13 protein-coding genes are annotated in these 19,665 nt (G+C 38.0%); 9 read left to right on the plus strand and 4 right to left on the minus strand.

Translation table 11 applies throughout. From position 1 onward, the window contains the following. The first annotated feature begins 26 nt into the window (after positions 1 to 26). From GVN22_RS01130 to GVN22_RS01160, 7 genes are all read left to right on the plus strand, one after another. Positions 27 to 1,451, plus strand: coding sequence for a RagB/SusD family nutrient uptake outer membrane protein (locus tag GVN22_RS01130; protein WP_166549224.1), 1,425 nt, complete (start codon positions 27 to 29; stop codon positions 1,449 to 1,451). A gap of 354 nt (positions 1,452 to 1,805) precedes the next feature. Further along, complete coding sequence (aac(6'), locus tag GVN22_RS01135; protein WP_166549225.1) at positions 1,806 to 2,249, plus strand: aminoglycoside 6'-N-acetyltransferase; 444 nt, start codon at positions 1,806 to 1,808, stop codon at positions 2,247 to 2,249. Between the two features lie 221 nt (positions 2,250 to 2,470). Further along, positions 2,471 to 2,860 (plus strand): inner membrane protein YiaA, encoded by a 390-nt coding sequence (yiaA, locus tag GVN22_RS01140; protein ID WP_166549226.1) that lies wholly within the window; start codon positions 2,471 to 2,473, stop codon positions 2,858 to 2,860. A 115-nt stretch (positions 2,861 to 2,975) separates the two neighbouring features. Further along, complete coding sequence (locus GVN22_RS01145; RefSeq protein ID WP_166549227.1) at positions 2,976 to 3,455, plus strand: SRPBCC family protein; 480 nt, start codon at positions 2,976 to 2,978, stop codon at positions 3,453 to 3,455. A gap of 127 nt (positions 3,456 to 3,582) precedes the next feature. Beyond that, entirely contained in the window at positions 3,583 to 4,419 is an 837-nt protein-coding gene (locus tag GVN22_RS01150) for a VOC family protein (protein ID WP_166549228.1), read from the plus strand. Positions 4,420 to 4,776: 357 nt separating this feature from the next. Then, a complete protein-coding gene (locus GVN22_RS28060) occupies positions 4,777 to 5,523 on the plus strand; it encodes an FKBP-type peptidyl-prolyl cis-trans isomerase (protein WP_166549229.1) in 747 nt (248 codons plus the stop codon). Positions 5,524 to 5,592: 69 nt separating this feature from the next. Next, positions 5,593 to 7,743: a carboxy terminal-processing peptidase gene (locus GVN22_RS01160; RefSeq protein WP_166549230.1), complete on the plus strand. Its 2,151-nt coding sequence runs from the start codon at positions 5,593 to 5,595 to the stop codon at positions 7,741 to 7,743. Between the two features lie 313 nt (positions 7,744 to 8,056). Here GVN22_RS01160 and GVN22_RS01165 read toward each other — a convergent pair whose 3' ends face one another. The 4 genes from GVN22_RS01165 to GVN22_RS01180 form a co-directional block, all read right to left on the minus strand. Then, positions 8,057 to 10,570, minus strand: coding sequence for an endonuclease MutS2 (locus GVN22_RS01165; RefSeq protein ID WP_205690741.1), 2,514 nt, complete (start codon positions 10,568 to 10,570; stop codon positions 8,057 to 8,059). 254 nt (positions 10,571 to 10,824) lie between these two features. Beyond that, a complete protein-coding gene (locus tag GVN22_RS01170; RefSeq protein ID WP_166549231.1) occupies positions 10,825 to 11,703 on the minus strand; it encodes a hypothetical protein in 879 nt (292 codons plus the stop codon). Between the two features lie 34 nt (positions 11,704 to 11,737). After that, positions 11,738 to 12,541: a hypothetical protein gene (locus GVN22_RS01175; protein ID WP_166549232.1), complete on the minus strand. Its 804-nt coding sequence runs from the start codon at positions 12,539 to 12,541 to the stop codon at positions 11,738 to 11,740. A gap of 346 nt (positions 12,542 to 12,887) precedes the next feature. Then, a complete protein-coding gene (locus GVN22_RS01180) occupies positions 12,888 to 16,748 on the minus strand; it encodes a pyruvate carboxylase (RefSeq protein ID WP_166549233.1) in 3,861 nt (1,286 codons plus the stop codon). A gap of 400 nt (positions 16,749 to 17,148) precedes the next feature. Between GVN22_RS01180 and GVN22_RS01185 the strand changes: the two genes are divergently transcribed. Next, complete coding sequence (locus GVN22_RS01185; RefSeq protein WP_166549234.1) at positions 17,149 to 18,369, plus strand: DUF418 domain-containing protein; 1,221 nt, start codon at positions 17,149 to 17,151, stop codon at positions 18,367 to 18,369. Between the two features lie 140 nt (positions 18,370 to 18,509). After that, complete coding sequence (pdxA, locus tag GVN22_RS01190; protein ID WP_166549235.1) at positions 18,510 to 19,538, plus strand: 4-hydroxythreonine-4-phosphate dehydrogenase PdxA; 1,029 nt, start codon at positions 18,510 to 18,512, stop codon at positions 19,536 to 19,538. The last annotated feature ends 127 nt before the right edge of the window (positions 19,539 to 19,665 follow it).

Consider the following 19,665-nt stretch of genomic DNA (forward strand, 5'->3'; position numbering starts at 1 on the left):
TTTAAACTTCAAAAAACAGGATAGACATGAAAAAAATTGTAAAAATATACCTTCTCCTTGCCGCAAGTTTGCTTACTACCAGTTGTAGTGATTCATTTTTAGAACTTGCGCCTATTTCGAATGCAACGGCAGACAATTTCAAATCAACCGATGACTTTGAACTTGCCATCAATTCGGCATACGCTTCTTTATACACCGTTTATCACCCAGAGGGACCCGTTTCGTATTGTAATGAACAAATGAGCGACAACGCCATTATGTACAATATTTCAGGGATTCAGGCAGACAAATGGCAGTTTAAAGATTATAGCCTGATGACCACCAATACGATGGTGTATCAGTTCTGGCAAGACTATTACCGTGCTGTTTTTAGTACAAATATCGTTTTGGATAAAATCGAGACAGCCTCATTAAGTGAAGCCTACAAAAATGATGTTCGTTCGCAAATGCGTTTTTTGAGAGCCTTATTTTACTTTAATATGGTTCAAACTTGGGGCGATATTCCTTTGGTAACAAAGCCTCTTTCGGGTGACGAGGCCTATGCCGTACCTCGCTCACCACAAGCCGATGTGTATGATTTGATTAAGAAGGATTTAGGCTTTGCTATCGAAAATTTGCCTTTGGCTTCTGCCATTCCTAGTACTAAAATCGGTCGTGCCTCAAAAGGTGCTGCGCAAGCACTGTTAGGAAAAGTATATTTGACCTTGGGCGACAAAACCTCCGCAGCCAATGTATTGAAGGACGTGTATAATAGCAATCAATATGCTTTATTGAGCACCTACGCTAGTCTTTGGGGACCTAATGTAAAAAATACCAAAGAATCTATTTTCGAAATTCAGTTTTTGGGAGGTTCGGCATCTGCGCCTTACAGTCGTTACTATCAAACTTTTTATCCAAACAATAACTTCCTTGGATTTTATGGTAGTGGCATGAACCAAGTAACTGACGATTTGTACAACGAATACGAAGCTAATGACCCACGTAGAGACTTATCGATTGCTTTAGGATATAATAATGGTACAACCTTTATTGCGCAAAAATATCCTATCAAATGGACTCATACCAATGCACCAATTGGAAGCGGCAACCCTTTAGCCAATAACAACTTTATGGTATTACGCTATGCTGATGTGCTATTAATGCTGTCCGAAGCTACAGGCGATGCTACTTATCTGAACCAAGTAAGAACAAGAGCAGGGCTACCTAAATTTGGCGACGCAGGCTACCCAACTGCTTTTGCAGGTTCATTGAGTACTGCTATTGAGCACGAAAGAAGGGTAGAACTTGCCATAGAATTCCATCGTTGGTTTGATTTGAAACGTACCAACCGTGCCATTACAGTATTGCAACCAAAAGGAAAAGCCATTACGACAGACAAGCTATTGCTTCCTATTCCTCAAATTGTAAGGTCTCAAAATCCTGCAATTACGCAAAACAATGGATACAATTAAACGTTAGTGCTGAATGTAAGAATCAGGGCTGTAAGAAGGATTGCTAGAAGCATTTTTTTCGGATATTGGATGTTGGATTTCGGAAGTGTAATCTACCTTTTTATTTGTAGAAAATAAATGTATTTTTCTTTATTTCCGAAATCAGAAATCCCAAATCTGCAATAGTTTGAAATCCTTCGACAGTCCTAACATACAATTAGTGATTATTTGAAAATCCATTAATACTTAAGCTGATTCAAAGTAGATCATTATCTTTTTGAATCAGCTTTTTATTTTCAAGGAATATGATTTTTCTAAAACCTAGACTATTAATTAAGAATAATCCTTATTTTTAGGTAAAAAACCATACCTCTAATGACAAGCATTCAAGAAATATCGAGAGAAAACATCTCCATCCTAGCCCATTTAGCCACCCAACTTTGGACTGATACTCATTTCGACGAAATGTCAGAGCATTTTGAAGAAGTATTATTGGCAGAGCACCCAACAGCTTTTCTATTACTACAAGATCAAAAACCTATTGGATTTATTGAATTGAGTGTTCGTCAAGACTATGTAGAAGGTGCCGAAGATATGCCCGTAGCCTACGTCGAAGGAATTTACGTTGACAATGTTTTTCGTAAAAAAGGCTTAGCCATTCAACTCATCCACAAAGCTGAGCAATGGGCTCGCTCACAAGGATACACGCAACTTTGTTCAGACTCGGAACTTGCCAATTCAGGCAGTATTATATTCCATCAAAAAGCTGGTTTCGAAGAAGTTGGAAGGATTGTATGTTTTGTAAAAAACCTCAACTAGGATACAAGATGATATGGATTAACAATATCTGCGGTACATAGTGATAGTATCCTTCTGATTATGAGTTTATTCTGATAACTGACATACTGTTAACTAATAACTTCCTTTTACTTAGTTGAATAACATCGATTATCTCATAAAAAATAATACCATTCTATCAATTGACAAGATGCTTTGTATCTTGTCAACAAGTTCTAACTCAAATACAAAACCCTTTAAATATGAATCAACAACCCTCTAGTGCATTTGTGGCCGCTTCTTGGGTAGCACTCGGCATAGGAATCATTGGATACCTCATCGGTTTATGGAACGCCGAAATGGCACTTAACGAAAAAGGATACTATTTCACCGTTTTGATGTATGGTCTTTTCTCTGTGATTTCACTACAAAAAAGTGTTCGTGACAAACTAGAAAATATTCCCGTTACAGCTATTTATTACAGTCTAAGCTGGTTTTCAACCATTTTAACGATTGTTCTGTTAACCGTGGGCTTATGGAATGCAACGCTACTTCCGAGCGAAAAGGGATTCTATGCTTTTGCCTTTTTGCTAGCGCTTTTTGGCGCAATCGCCGTACAGAAAAATACAAGAGATAGTCAGAAGGGAAACTAGCCGTTAGCTAGAAAAATGGTTAATGGTAATATCTACTGGAGACGCAAGGCATTGCGTCTCTACCTACACAATTTTTAATTCACAATTCACTAAATCGCTCATTCACAATTTACAAATGCCTCTGATTAAACTTCAAACCGAGATAGAATCCAGTCTAGAAATCTGCTTTGATTTAGCTAGAAGCATTGATTTACATACTATCTCAACGGCTCATACTAAAGAAAAAGCCATCGAAGGGAAAACCACAGGGCTGATTGGCTTAGGTGAATATGTGACCTTCGAAGCAACACATTTTGGTATCAAACAACACCTGTCAGCACATATTACGGCGTATGAGCGTCCCTATTACTTTAAGGATGAATTGATTAAAGGAGCTTTCAAGTCGCTGACTCATATTCATCAATTTGAATATGATGGAGATAAGGTGCTTATGACAGATTGGTTTGAGTTTGAATCGCCATTGGGATTTCTTGGGAAGTTGGCAAATCACTTATTTTTAACTAAATACATGACAAAGCTCCTTTCTGAAAGAAACAGAATTATCAAAGAATTTGCAGAATCTGGGAGATATAAAGAAGTATTAAATCTGATGTAGGATAAGTTTGTGTAGATACCTAGTTCAAGATTTAGTATCGAAATAGCCTTTATTTCAATTTAAAACTATGTAAAAAATAGGTCCAAGACTAAGTCTTGAACTAGTACTTAAAAATTCAAAGACAATCATGCAAAAGCCCATTTATTCTTGTATTTGGTACAATCACCAAGCCACAGAGGCGGCTGATTTTTATACCAAACTATTTCCTAATTCGCATATTCTTCAACAGAACCCAATGGTAAGCTCCTTTGAGCTAATGGGTACTAAATTTATGGGATTAAATGGCGGTCCACGATATAAGCCAACTCCAGCTGTGTCTTACTATGTATATTGTGGCAATGAACAAGAAATAGAGCGATTATATGCAGCACTTTTGGAAGGAGGAAACGCCGTAATGCCATTAGGAGAATATGATTGGAGCAAGAAATACGCATGGCTCTGCGACAAGTTTGGCGTGTACTGGCAATTGGATATTCAAGCAATCGAAGCTCCTCAAAAAATCGTTCCTACCCTCCTTTTTGCTAATGATAAATTTCCAAAACTCAAGGAAGCGGTCAATCAGTACGTACAGATTTTTGACAATTCTAGTGTAAAAATAGAGTCCCCATACCCAGCTCACTTCAACTTTCCAGAAGAAAGACTTCTTTTTTGTCAGTACCAATTAGGCAGTATTTTGTTTAATGCCATCAGTAGTCACAATGCGCACGACTTTGATTTCTCTCCTGGCAATTCATTCGTTGTTGAATGTGATACTCAAGAGGAAATCGATTATTACTGGGAAAATTTAGGTAAAAATGGAAGATATGACCAATGCGGTTGGCTCGCAGATCAATATGGTGTTTCTTGGCAAATTGTACCAAGTATTTTGCCAAAGCTCATGAGTGACCCAGCAAAAAGTAAAAATGTGGTTCAAGCATTTATGAAAATGCAAAAATTTGATATTCAAACACTAGTCGATGCCTAATTCATAACTAGAAAACACTCGTTGACCAGTCACAATACATTTCAACCACTCATCGCAATTTGTTGCGGTGTTCTCTACACATTTCAATATATTGTAGTTAAAACTATTTGTAAGAAAGTATATGATTTATTTTTTGCATACTTTTTCATAAAATCTTGCGTTTTAACCAACAATAATTTATCAATCGCAAATACTACAATAAGTCCGTCAAATGTTTATTTTTGTAGTTCTTATCAAGTCTATTCTAACATTTTTTTGAACACAAGGCTTGATTCTACTCCATCATTCTAGCCTGCAAGAGCAGTATAGCATTTGGAATAAACTTTTGCAAAATTGCAGTAAACATTAAATCAAACCATGAATCTAAAACACATAGTACTCTGCTCGGGCGTAGCACTTACGTCATTTGCCACGCATGCACAAGTGAAAAAGTCAGCTACTCCAGCATCGAAAGCTGCCACTAAACCTGCCGTTGCAAAAGTAGCAACAGATACCAAAGAATTGAAATTGACAAACTTAGCTGACTCAGCAAGTTATAGTTTAGGAGTTTTAGTAGCTCAAAACTTCAAAATGCAAAATATTCCAATCAATTCAGAATTGATGGCAAAGGCTTTTGGAGAAGTAATGAAAGGTGCTAGTACGCAGATTTCTGATATGCAAGCCAATCAAGTCCTTCAAAAATTCATGATGGAGGCGCAAGCAGCTCAGTACAAGCCAATCAAAGAAGCAGGCGAAAAGTTTTTGGCTGAGAACAAAAAGAAAGAAGGCGTTGTTACTTTACCAAGCGGATTACAATACCAAATCTTGAAAGCAGGCGATGGTCCCAAACCAACAGCTAACGATAAAGTAAAAACACATTACCATGGTACTTTATTAGATGGAACTGTATTTGACAGTTCTGTTCAACGTAACGAACCTATCACTTTTCCAGTAACTGGTGTAATTCAGGGATGGATCGAAGCGTTACAATTAATGCCAGTAGGTTCTAAATGGAAATTGTTTATTCCTCAAGAATTGGCTTACGGTTCTCGCGGTAGCGGTCCTGTAATCAAACCATATTCAGCTTTAATTTTTGAAGTTGAATTACTAAGTATCGAAAAATAATAAAGCGAATCTAGGGTTGAGTGATTGGTTTTATAGTCAGTCACTCAATTACCTTCGCATCGAATCTCTATGAAGAAATATCTCATTGCACTTGTTCCTGTTACGCTATTGGCAGTTATGGGACTTCGCTCGACCTCACATAGTGCCGAGAAAAACCTTACTGTGGCTTACAAATTTAGTGAAGACGACCTCAAGCCCACCGAAACACAGAAAAAAGTAGAAGAATTAGTGACACAAATCCTGACGAATTATCATTACAGAAGGGTTCCTCTCAATGATTCTTTATCTTCTAAAATCCTTGATAATTACATCAAGGAGCTTGACGGTAATAAAATGAACTTCACAAAACAGGACATTCAAGATTTCGAACAGTTTCGTTATTCATTGGATGACCAGTTGCAAAAAGGTGACTTAACAGCCGCTTATCAAATCTATAATATTTATCGTAAAAGAGCCAAAGAACGTTTTACGTTCGTAAATCAGCTTTTGGCAAAACCGATGAATTTCAATGTAGACGAGGTTTATACGCCAGACAGAGAAAAAGCGGAATGGGCTTCGAACAAGCAAGAGCTTGATGAGATTTGGAGAAAAGCTATCAAAAGTACTTTGTTAGACTGGAAAATCAGCGGAAAAGCTGATACCTCAGCTGTCAAAGATTTGAAAGAGCGTTATTCTCGTAGCGAAAAGTATTTCGATAAAACAAAGAGTGAAGATGTATTCCAACAATACATGAACTCATTCACCGAAAGTATCGATCCGCATACGAACTACATGATTCCTAAAGCTGCTGCACAGTTCAACCAAGAAATGGCGCAGTCGTTTGAAGGTATTGGTGCAACGCTTCGTTTGGATGGTGATTATGTAACTATTATCGAGCTTATCACGGGTGGCCCTGCGTACAGAAGCAAAGCCCTAAAACCAAAAGATAGAATCGTAGCAGTAGCACAAGGCGAAAATGGAGCCTTTACTGATATTGTAGGTTGGATGACCGATGATGCAGTGAAATTGATTAAAGGTCCTAAAAATACCATTGTTCGTTTGAAAATTCTATCAGGTGATGCAGCTGTTGGTTCAGTACCTAAAGAGGTTCGTTTGGTTCGTGAAAAAATCAAATTAGAAGATGGTAGTGCGAAAAAGGATATTCTAGAATTTACTAACAATGGTCGTTCGTACAAATTAGGTCTAATTACCTTGCCTGTATTCTACCGTGATTTTGAAGGTGTAAGAAAAGGTGAAGGAGACTTCAAGAGTACAAGCGCAGATGTTAAGAAGTTTTTGACTGAACTAAAAGCTGAAAAAGTTGACGGTGTAATTCTTGACCTTCGTAACAACGGTGGTGGTTCTTTGGTAGAAGCAGTGAGTTTGACAGGCTTGTTTATTCCTCAAGGTCCTGTGGTACAACGCAAACATGCTGATGGTGAAATTTCAGCCGAATTCGACCGTGATCCTTCTGTAACTTATGATGGTCCACTGGGTGTTTTAGTAAACAGATTTAGTGCTTCGGCTTCAGAAATTTTTGCTGGAGCTATCCAAGACTATAAGCGTGGTATTGTTGTAGGTGAGCAAACTTATGGAAAAGGTACTGTTCAAACCTTAGTAGATTTAGGTCGTTTCTTAAAAGGTGAGCCTGACAACGTAGGTCAATTGAAAATCACCATGGAGAAATTCTACCGCATTACAGGTAGTAGTACACAACACAAAGGTGTAACGCCAGATATTCAATTACCTTCAGGCTTCTCGGCAGAAGAATACGGCGAAAGCTCACAACCAAGTGCTTTGCCTTGGGATATGATTGCGACAAGCAAATACACGCCATCTACAGATGTAAATGAACAGATTGTTGCGTCTTTAAACAAAAAATACCAAGAACACTTGAAATCAGAAACAGATTTGAAAAAATTAGTCGCTGATTTTGATTACTGGAAAAAAGCAAAAGAACGCAAAACAATCTCTTTGAAAGAAGACAAACGTCGTAAAGAAATTGAAGAGCAGAAAAAACGCAATAGCCAAGACCTTGCTGAAGAGTTAGCTGACGTTGAAAAACCAGAAGCTAAAACAGAAGTAAAAACTGACTCAGTAAGTATTGCACAAGCAAAACAAAAAGCAGCTAAAGAAAGACGTGAAAAAGACGCTTATTTGAAGGAAACAGAAAGATTACTAACAGATTATATCTTCCTCGCTCCTTCTAATGGTATCAAAATCACGCAGAATAAGAAATAAGAATACTAAATAAAAAAGCCGACTCTGTTATGAGTCGGCTTTTTTATTTAGCGCTTGTTTAAATTTTATAAGTTGTTAAAATGCTAAATTTTATATTTATTTTAGTGAAATCCTACTGTTTGAGCCGAAGGCGAGGTGGGTCGCCACTCCGATTAGAATTTCTTGACTTTCTTTTGCGGCCGCCGCTGCGGTTACTTTTCTTGTGTTAGACGGGCACGCCCAGTGAAGAAAAGTAAGGTGTGGCGAAGGGATATTTTGTTTATATCACTAGTGTCAAATAACATTTTAAAATATTCTCCAAATAAACATAATCTTACTTCATCTTCACAATCGTAACACCTGCACCGCCTCGGTCAGCATGTTCATCTACCATTTTATCGACTTGCTTATAGCCTCTTAAATGTTGGCGAATGAGTGTTCTTAAAATACCATCACCTTTCCCGTGTACAATTCTAATCTCGTCATATCCTACCATAATGGCGTCGTTCATAAAGCGGTCTACATCTACCAAAGCCTCCTCTCCTCTCTTTCCTCTTAAATCAAGGTTGAATGAGAAGTTTTGCATTTTCTCATTCATATCAATTCCCGTTAGCTTGGCTTTAGGAGAAGCTTTTTGACGAAACTCTTTTCTAGAAATTTTCTCCAAACGATTAAGTTTTACTGTCGTTTTCAAATCACCAATAGCAACTTCAATATCTTTACCACGAACACCTAATACTTCTCCAATGGCTTCCTGCCCTTTGATACGTACCAATGAACCTATCACAATATCGCCTCCAATTACTTCAATCACATCTTTTTCTTCTTCCTCTTTCTTTGGAGTTGGCTTATTTTTATTCTCAGGTACTTTTTCTATTACTAAAGATTCTTGAAAATCCTGTAAATCTTGGCGAAGCTCTTTTGTAGCCGACTTATCAGCCTCTTGCTCACGTATTTCCTTAATTGTTGCTTCGATTTTCTGATTAGCTGTTTTTACTAACTCTTTTGCTTGCAGTTTAGCGCTATTCAGAATGGTCTTTTTCTCTGAATCTAATAAGTTTTTCAGTGAGTTATACTGATCAAGTAACTGATCGAGATGACGTTGTTTTTGGGCATTTTCAACATTCTTATCAGCAAATACCTTCTTCTCAATTTCTAACTCTTTGACCAATTTCTCGAAGCTTACCTGTTGTTTACCCATCTTGTTTTTAGCACGATCGATTACATTTTTGGGTAAACCAATTTTGTAAGCAATTTCAACTGCAAAAGAACTCCCTGGTTTTCCGATTTCAAGCTCATAAAGTGGCTCTAAATGTTCTGCATCGTAACGCATCGCACCATTAACAAGCCCTTTGGTACGATCCGCAAATGTTTTCAAGTTGGTATAGTGGGTGTTAATCACACCATACGCTCCCGAACGATTCAAATCTTCAAGAATACTCTCAGCAATAGCTCCACCCAGTGCAGGCTCTGTACCTGTACCAAATTCATCAATCAAAAACAAAGTCTTTCTATCAGATTGAATCAAGAAATGTTTCATGTTCGTCAAGTGTGAACTATAAGTACTTAGGTCGTTCTCTAAGCTTTGTTCATCACCAATATCAATGAAGATATTTCTAAACAAACCAATAGTCGAGTACTCTGCCATTGGCACCAATAAACCGCATTGGTACATATACTGAATCAAACCAACAGTTTTGAGGGTAACCGACTTACCACCTGCGTTTGGTCCTGAAATCAACAAAATACGATTGTCTAATTCTAAGGTAATTGACAATGGCACTACACTTTTACCCATCTTCTTGAAAGAAGCATAAAGCAATGGGTGACGAGCATTTTTCCAATCCACCAATTGGGTATTCACACTTAAAGGCGCAATAGCTCCCAACTCGATAGCATAACAAGCTTTGGCACGAACAAAATCGATAATACCAAGGAAAGTATACGCACGCTTCAAGACAGGTACGTGCGGACGCAATCGTGTAGTCAAATCCATTAAAATTCGGATAATCTCACGGCGTTCGGCCGATTCTAACTCACGAATTTCGTTATTAGCTTCAAGTACTTCGGTTGGTTCAAGGAATACGGTTTTACCTGTATCTGATTCGTCGTGGATAAAACCTTTGATTTTACGTTTGTGCTCAGCTGCCAATGGAATCACCATACGACCATTACGCAAAGTCAATGAAAAATCGTCAGACACCCAGCCATTGCTTCTGGCATTGCGAAGAATGCTATCTAGTTTTTTACGTAAATCATTTTCTTGAGAAACTAACTGACGACGAATAGACTGTAATTCTGGGCTAGCGTTATCTTTCAAACGACCACGGTCATCAATTACTTTGTCTAAAGCATCCAGAATACCTCTTATTTCTAATTTAGCATCTTTATTGGTCTTTACTTCCTCTTGATTTTTATCGGTACGAGGCTGAAAAGCCATGCCCAACAATTCACGTAACTGTGGGTATTGCTCAGGTTCTTTGTTGTCAAAAAAACGAAGACATTCTTGAATAGTACGAAGAGAAAGTTTTACATCAAAAAACTCCGCTTCAGAAAGAAAAGCGCCTTCAATAGCCGCTTTGGTCAGTTGTTGATTAACATCGAGGTAATTTTGAGAAGGAAATGCCTGTGGTTCATATTGCATAATCTCACGCATTTCATCTACCTGACGAATCATTTTTTGGACTAAATCATAGTTATCCGAAAAGCGAACTTTCTCTACAAATGCTTTGCCGAGTGGACTAATACATAATTCACTAAGTCGTTCTCTAATTCGGTCAAATCCTAATTTTTGTTCTATATTTTGAGGGTATAACATCATAAAAAAATAACAAATTACGTAAGACATTTGTTCGCTGTCTTACCACAGATCATCAAAAAGGTATCTATGAGTATCTATTTTAACAAAATGTTATCCCCAAATCGATTTTTAGAAGCTCAAAGTCCTTGTTTTTACAAATTTCCACTCTTTTTTCTCGAAATCAAAACCTTCGTGAATATTGAGAAAAATGGTTATTGGATAGTTTTGGGAAAATAGGTTCTTTATTCACAAGAATAGCCCTCAGGTAATTCTGAGGGCTATTCTTGTGAAACCTTAACTTTCTATTGACAATCTTTCAATTTACGTTCTACAAAGTCCTGCTTTTTTTCATCATAAATAAAACAATGTTGCTCAAGTTTTACCATTTTGTTATTTGCTACTTTGTACAAAGTCGAGGTATATTGTGATCCCGCACAGCATTGGTTTACTTCGGTAATTCTTTTGGTTTTAGCATCAAATGTCAGTGAAACACCTTCAAAACCACTGTCTTTGTATTGTCCGTTTCCATCAACCAAAAAATATTTTGAAGAGGTATTTGCTCCAGCATAAGATGATTCAAACAAAGATATATCAGCTTGACCATCAAAATTAAAATCGCCCGTTTCTACGCTGTTAAAGCCCATTGGTTGACAATCTACCGCAATGGTTTGGAGCAATTTATCAGTCTTTTTTTCGTAAACTTTTAACGCTTTTACGCGTGCTTGATAATCATCTTTAGCTTTACTTAACACTATTTTAAAATATTGATTACCAGAAGTGGCTTTTTGTAATAATTCACGATTACTCCAAGCTACCCCTTCTCCATCATCAAGGTCGTATTTTTTTGTTAGTGTTATTTTAAAACTTTTTGTACCAGCAGGGTTCGTCCAAGTGCCTGATAATTGAGTAGCCTGAGCTGAAAACTTATCAATTACCATTTTACCCGTAACTTTTTCCTTGGCATCCTTTTCGAGAATAGAAAGCATTTTATTCTTGATAGAACCAGAAATATCGATTGGCTCATCGTTGCTGGTATAAACATAAATGCCTTGAATTTCGTCGTCAGAATAAATATTCAAAACCAACTCGATAGGATATTTGTCAATTGTACCTGTATAGACAGACTGAGCATAAGTTGCGCTACACCAAAGAGTACTTAATAGTAGTAATAGTTTTTTCATAATAAATGGATCTTCATAGAGTTTATTCAAAAAATCAATCTACACCAGCCGTAAATCCACCAGCAATTGTTACACCTTGTGTTCCTTTAGCGATTTTTGAAAGATATAAGGTGCTGTTGATATCATTGTAATACGTTGCAGCATCTAATACTAAATCCAATATACCATCGCCATCAATATCTCCTGCAAACTGAACTGTAGCGATTTTAGAATCAAAACGTGGCTGGCGAAGCAAGACATTAGTATAGTTTTTACCTTCTTTTGTAAACGAAATAGAGAGTGTATAATCAGTCACTAAAATCTGATTAGGATCGTCTTTGGAAATTTCTTTTTTACCAACAGCAAATAGTTTGTATTTCACCCCCAAATACTCAAACTCAATGGCATCATTGGGATAAAACTCTGTTTTGGATAAAGTCAATGGCGCAATGACATGGTCTTTCAAATAAGACTGCGATTCAATCAATAACAAACAAGTATCTTTTTGTGCAATATTGATTTGAATACCAGTTTTAGCATCAGGTTTCTCGTCAATCATTTCATCATGAACCATTTCTAAGGAAATACCCGTTGTTTTTAGTTCAAAGCCTTTCTCGGTTTGAAAAATTCCTACCCAAGATTTTTTATCTGAGTCTAAAGGTACTTGCCCTTCGTGGAATGTTCCGGGCATCTGAACGGTAATTTGATAGTCTGTTTCTTTAGGAAACATGTTTGTAGAATCAACCTTTACTTGTGCTAATGTGGAGTCTGTTGTGGTTTGTTGTTCTTGTGATTTTTGCTTGCAAGAGGCCATAGCAAGCAGGCCTAGCAAGGCGCTAGTCTTCAAAAGTGTGTGCATTTTGGTTCGGGTTTAAATGAGGTATCTAATATAGCAAAAACAGTAGACACTTTCGATTGCGGATTTCAGATTTTTGATTTCGGAGTTTGTGGGGGTAATTTTCTATATCAAAGACAAACGCAAATATGGCGTCTCTTCAGTTGATTGGCTATGTTAATCTTGTAGTTTATGAAGAATTATAAAAACTATTTATTTCGGATATCAGATATTGGATCTCCGAAATCAGAAATCCAACATCTGAAATGGCTCGAAATCCTGCGTGCACAACTAACACTAATTCAGTCACTCAATAAAAAAATCCCCCAAGGCAAGCCAAGGAGGATTTTTTTATAGTGTTTGATATTTCTTATTGATTCAAGAAATCACCTGAAGTAATTTGCGCCAAACCATCCAAAGGACGATTGTACAAATATCCATAAGTTGCGTAGTTGGTACCATCTACCTCAACTTGGATATCCTTACGCAAGAATACAGATTCTGATTCATTTTCTGGATAAAACTCTTCGTATTCATCCAAAATTTTCACCAAACGAAGCGGGTTTGTCAATTTGTATAACTCACCAACAACTTTGTCAGATGCATCATCAGAAGGAACAATACCAGGGTATTCTCCGATGTTGAACATCTTTCCTTGGTAATTAGCCAAACCGATAAACTCAGAATTACGAGCAATCAATTTATGCAATTCGTTACCGTATCCTTTACGTAATGTTCCGTATACGAATAAGAATTCTTCTTTGTTTGGCTCAGGAAGTTTTGCCTCCTCTACCGACAATACTAAGTCTTCTTGTTCAACTACGGTACCTTCGTTAAGTACAATACGAGAAACTACACCTTCGAATGGAGACGATACGATCGATTCCATTTTCATGGCCTCGATAACATACAATGGAGCGTTTTTCTTTACTTCATCGCCTGGTTTCACCAAGATTCGGCTCAAACGACCTTGTAATGGCGCACCGATATCTCCTTTGGCAGAAGCTTTAGCGTGCTGAGGACGTTCAATTTTGATATTTCTATCTAGAATTTTGATACGACGAGCCTGACCATTCAATTCGAAAGTAACAGTACGCAAACCTGATTCGTCTGGTTCTGAAGCATACAAGTATTTCACAATAATAGTTTTACCTTCGTCGATTGTGATTAAGATTTCTTCATCTTGCTTCAAGCCATAGAAGAATGCAGTCGTAGGAAGAGCTGATACATCGCCGTAATTTTGTTGAGCTTTGTAATAGTCTTCATATACTTTCGGATACATCTTATAAGAAAGATAATCCAAGAAACCTTCTTGATTTTCTGGGAACTTAGCTTGGAAATCAGCAAAATCCTTATCAAAATCAATTGGCGTAATATTATCGTTTGGACGACCTGTAATGGCAAGATCTCCTTTCAAGATAATTTCCTGTAATTGCTTAGGGAAACCACCATAAGGCTGACCAAGACCACCTTTGAAGAAGTCTTTTACAGATTCAGGGAAAGAAAGTGTAGCGCCACGAGCATATACATCCTCAGCAGTTAAGCTATTGGCAGTCATAAAGATAGCCATGTCTCCTACTACTTTTGAAGATGGTGTTACTTTTACGATGTCACCAAACAATTTGTTTGCCTCCACGTAGTTGCGCTTCATCAATTCAAATTTATCACCCACACCCAAGGCAATCGCCTGACCACGCAAGTTGGTGTACTGACCGCCAGGGATTTCGTTGTCATAAACCTCAGCAGTACCTGCTTTCAATTCAGATTCGAATGGATAATAGATTTGACGAATATCTTCCCAATAGTTAGAATATTGGTTCAATAAGCCTAAGTTCAACGGAAAATCACGCTCGTTGCCTTGCATCATTGCTACCACTGAGTTGAAGTTTGGTTGAGCAGTCAAACCAGACATTGCACCTAATGAACAGTCAACTACATCGACACCTGCTTCAATAGCTTTCAAGTACGTAGCCGCTTGAATTGATGCTGTATCGTGTGTATGCAAGTGTACAGGAATAGAAAGCGCCTTTTTCAACTCCGTAACCAAAGTTTGAGCTTGGTATGGTCTTAACAAACCAGCCATATCTTTGATACAAAGCATGTGAGCACCTTCGTCTTCCAACTGACGAGCCATGTCTAAGTAATACTGAAGTGTATATTTTTCGTTGTTGAAAATATCACCTGTATAACAAATAGAAGCTTCTGCGATAGAGTTGGTACGCTCACGAACGGCACGAATCGAAACTTTCATAGCCTCTACCCAGTTCAATGAGTCGAAGATACGAAACACGTCGATACCGTTTTCAGCAGATTTTTCTACAAATTTCTCAATCAAGTTGTCAGGATATGCTGAGTAACCAACGGCATTGGAGCCACGGAACAGCATCTGCAACAACATATTTGGCATAGCCTCACGGAAAGCCTGTAAGCGTTTCCAAGGCGATTCGTTCAAGAAACGCATCGATACGTCGAAGGTTGCACCACCCCATACTTCCATTGAGAATAGTTCTGGGAAGCTTTTGGCAAAACCTTCAGCCACAGCCAACATATCACGGGTACGAACACGAGTAGCCAAAAGCGACTGGTGACCATCACGGAAAGTGGTATCTGTATAAAGGATTTGTTTTTGATCTTTTACCCATTGTGCAAACTTGTCGGCACCCATCGAATCCAAACGTTGCTTATTACCCATTGGATATTCAGCATATTTGTCAAATGCAGGAACTACTGGCGTACGGAAAGTACGTTCGTTTTTCACTTTTACATCTGGGTTACCATTTACTACTACATCTCCTAAATAACGAAGAGCTTTTGTAGAACGGTCACGAGTCGGCGTAAAATTGAAAAGCTCAGGATGTGAGTCAATAAATTGTACCACACATTTTCCTTGTTGGAAAATAGGGTGCTGAATCACATTACGTAAGAATGGAATATTGGTTTTTACCCCACGAATACGGAATTCGGTAAGAGCACGCAACAAACGTTCAGAAGCGCCTTTCAAGGTACGACCTTTAGCCGAAACCTTTACGAGCATTGAATCGAAGTAAGGAGAAATTTTAACCCCTGGATACGACGAACCTTCATCCAAACGAATACCAAAACCAGCTGCATTGCGATATGCAATGATGGTACCAAAGTCAGGTTTGAAACCATTGGCAGGGTCTTCGGTCGTGATACGACACTGAATAGCATAACCTCTCAATGGAATATCCTCTTGGCGAAGGATATAAATATTCGGGTCAGAAAGGCGGTAGTTTTGAGCAATCAAAATTTGGGTACGCACAATGTCGATACCTGTTACCTCTTCTGTAATAGTATGTTCTACCTGAACGCGTGGGTTTACTTCGATAAAGTAGATATTCTCGTCTTTATCTACCAAGAACTCAACCGTACCAGCGTTGTAATAATTTACGGCTTTACCAATCGATAAGGCGTATTTGTACAACTTTTGTTTGGTTTCATCTTTCAAACCCACAGAAGGTGCTACTTCTACTACCTTTTGGAAACGACGTTGTACCGAACAATCGCGCTCATAAAGGTGTACTAAGTTGCCATGTTGGTCACCCAACAACTGCACCTCAATATGTTTTGGTTGGTCGATGAACTTCTCAATAAAGATCGTATCATCACCAAACGCATTTTTCGCTTCGTTTTTCGCTTCAGCGAAAGCTTTTTCTAAAGCTTCCTCTTCACGTACTACACGCATACCACGACCGCCACCACCGGCCGCAGCTTTTACCATTACAGGAAAACCAATACGACGAGCCTCTCTAAGTGCAATATCATACGATACTAGCTCCTCTTTCGAGTCTTCAATCATTGGTACTTCAGCCTTACGAGCAGCATCTTTGGCAGCTACCTTATCGCCCAAAGCATTCATTGCTTCTGGAGAAGGACCAACAAATTTGATTCCTTCTTCACGACAACGACGAGCCAATGTTACGTTTTCAGAAAGAAATCCATAACCTGGATGAATAGCGTCTATTTCTTTCTCCTTACATAACTTTATTAACCCCTCGATATCGAGATATGGTTTTAAAGGTTCGTCGTCCTTACCAATTTGATAAGCCTCATCCGCTTTGTATCTGTGAAGCGAATAACGATCTTCAAATGTGTAAACGGCAACCGTTCGGATACCTAACTCAGAGGCAGCACGCATAATACGGATAGCAATCTCACCACGGTTGGCGACAAGTAAGCTATTAATCGTTTGAACGTATGGTTGTGGCATTTTTTGAGTTTGTCAGTTTGGAGTTTAAAACAGTCAGGAATAAAAATAGATAAAAGGTACTCGTTGAACTACGCAAAATTCGCAATCGTGATTTCTTCTATCATTTACAAGATTAACAGAATAAAGAATTATTAATTCATACAAAAATCAAAAATAAATTGTGTATTTACCCAAACTTTCACAAGAAAATTTGGTCTATATTAGAAAGATGCAATTTTGTTTGGGTTAGATACAACTGATTGATTGTTATGCTAACTATTTCCATAACAAATCACCAATTTTTATCTTAAAAATAGTTAAATCGACAGGTCTACCTAAGTACTTCTCTCTATTTGTCTGCAACCTTTGGTTAAAATCTTGCATCTTAGGGTTAAAATCTAAAAATCTCTTTGAACCCACTATGAACTCAACATCCTCCTCTTCCAATCGAATTACCTTAGTAGATGGCTTACGTGGCATTGCTCTTTTAGGCATCGTAATTGCGCATGCTTTAGGTTGGTTTATTGCTGGCTTTATTCCAGAGTCGGTATGGCAGTCCTACCAAAATTCTTTGCCTACTACCATTGTTAATTATTTTGATGGCATTTTTATTTCAGGGAAATTTTACACCTTTTTTTCTCTATTATTCGGCTTAAGTTTTTCTCTACAATTTACCAATAGAAAGGCAGATGATAAGCACTTCGAATTAAGATTTCTTTGGCGACTCGCGTTGCTTTTTGTCATAGGCTTTATTCATCATATCCATTGGCGTGGCGATATATTGGGTATCTATGCTTTTTTAGGGATATTTCTATTACTGGCAAATTTACTTTCAAATCGAGTGGTACTGATTTTAGCTATTTTAATGAGCCTCAATACGCCTATTTTAGTCATTCGTACTGTCGAATACTGGCACCCTTCGCCAAAAGTTTCTGAAGTCGTAGCCCAAAAAGAGCAAGAAAAATCAAATAAAGAACAGCTAAAAAACTTCCAAACGCTCAAGGCTGGTAGTTATACCCAAATTATTCAACAAAACTTTAAGGATTTTGCTTTCAAAGCCGATTTTCAGTGGAACTCTGGACGCATTTTTGTCACCTTTGGTTTTTTCCTTTTAGGATTGCTGGTGGGGCGTCTTCGTTTATTTGATCATTTTCAAGAATATAAAAAACAATTTAAGAAGGCAGTCTGGGCTTGTTTTATACTCAATATTGTCATTGTTACTTTTTTCATTACCCTTCAAGCCACTATTCCTTGGGACAAATTACCCTCTTGGTTTGGTATCTTCTCTGAATTTTTATTTTCGATTCATTCTGCCACCATGACTCTAATGTATGTAGCAGGTTTCAGTTTATTATTGTCAAAAAGCTCATGGGAAGGTATCTTAAAACAACTTTCTTATGTAGGCAGAATGGCATTGACGAATTATTTACTCCAAAGTTTCGTAGGAATACTTCTTTTTTATGGTTTCGGATTGGGCTTGGCGGGGGACTTTAATCCTGCTTGGTGCTTATTAGGCGCTGTGGCAGTCTTTTTATTACAAATCTTACTGAGTAAATGGTGGTTGAGTCGCTACTATTATGGTCCAATAGAATGGCTTTGGCGTTCGGCAACGTACGGAAAGTGGCAAAAAATGCAACGCTAATAAATCGTAATAGGGCAATCTGTCAGCCAATCGGTTTTTATTTACCCATCTTTTAAGTAAACTTGCAGGAATTTATCGAATAGCGTATCCAAGGATACAATATCTTTTCGGCAAAACCGAATCAAGAATCTCAAAAGAATATGGAACATCAAAAACCTGTTATAGGTATTACCTTAGGTGACTACAATGGCGTAGGTCCAGAAGTAATACTAAAAGCCCTAGCCAGTAACCGCATCCTCAAAATCTGTACACCCGTAATCTATGGGTCGCAGCGTGTATTGAGCTATTACCGTAAAGTATTGGATTTGAAAGATTGGACTTTGCATAGTATCCCTGCCATCCAACAAATCAACTTCAAAGTAACTAATGTGATTACCTGTTGGGACGACAAACAAACAGATGTAGAGCCTGGAAAAGTAACTCCTGAAGCTGGCGCTGCTGCTTTGGCTTGCTTGCAAAAAGCTACACAGGACTTGAAAGACGGGCACATTCAAGCTATCGTTACGGCGCCTATCAACAAGTACAATATCCAGTCGGAGGAATTTAAGTTTCCTGGACATACTGAGTTTTTTACCAGTGCTTTCGAAGCAAAAGACTCATTAATGTTCTTGGTTTCTGAGCAAATCCGTGTTGGAGTAGTGACAGGACATATTCCATTAGGACGTGTGCGCTCACAGGTTACCCCAGAACGTATTACTCAAAAATTAACCATGATGATCGAATCATTGACCAATGATTTCGGGATTCAGAAACCTAAAGTTGCCGTATTAGGGCTCAACCCTCATGCTGGCGAAGATGGCTTGTTGGGTAGCGAAGAAAAAGACGTTATCTCTCCTGTTTTGGAGCAATTTAAACAAAACGGTAACTTGGTTTTTGGACCATTTCCTGCTGATGGTTTCTTTGGCAATATGCAACATCGTCATTTCGATGCCATTTTGGCCATGTACCACGACCAAGGTTTGATTCCATTCAAATATATTGCCTTCGAAAATGGTGTAAACTTCACCGCAGGATTACCAGTAGTTCGTACTTCACCCGACCACGGAACGGCTTATGGAATTGCTGGAAAAAATACAGCAAGCGAAAGTTCAATGCTTCAAGCGATTTATACAGCCATTGATGTTGTAAAAAACCGCAAAGAATCCGCTGTAGAAATAGAAGAAAAGTAAAACTTTTTCTTACTTTTGAAACAAAATTTAAAATACCCATGAACGTTAAGTTGATGGGTATTTAATTATGAAGAGGCTTAAACCTCAAACTATCTATCCAGTTATTACCAATAATCATTTAACTTAA

The organism is Cellulophaga sp. BC115SP, from assembly GCF_009905545.1.
Classification (GTDB): domain Bacteria; phylum Bacteroidota; class Bacteroidia; order Cytophagales; family Spirosomataceae; genus Flectobacillus; species Flectobacillus rivi.